Origin of the sequence: Mesorhizobium sp. M7A.F.Ca.MR.362.00.0.0, assembly GCF_004023175.1 — a bacterium.
GTDB lineage: Bacteria > Pseudomonadota > Alphaproteobacteria > Rhizobiales > Rhizobiaceae > Mesorhizobium.
The window spans coordinates 1-240 of sequence record NZ_RZTF01001115.1; the positions used below are offsets into that span (position 1 = coordinate 1).

The 240-nt window shown below is 43.8% G+C and carries 1 protein-coding gene; it reads left to right on the forward strand.

Annotated features, from left to right (window positions below; translation table 11 throughout):
• The coding region (locus EOC06_RS39315) for a class I tRNA ligase family protein (RefSeq protein ID WP_164899108.1) at nt 1-240 on the forward strand (240 nt) is incomplete at both ends.

Below are 240 nucleotides of genomic sequence, written 5' to 3' on the forward strand. Positions count from 1 at the left end.
CCCTTATATGACAATGAGCAATGAGTATATTGAATCGGTATGGCACATACTCGGAACCATCCATGAAAAAGGCCTGCTTTATAAAGGTCACAGAGTTTCCCCTTACTGCCCGAGCTGTCAGACATCATTAAGCTCTCATGAGGTCGCGCAAGGCTATAAAGATGTAAAGGACTTGAGCGCAACTGTAAGGTTCAAACTAAAGAATAAGGACAATGAGTTTATCCTCGGCTGGACGACAAC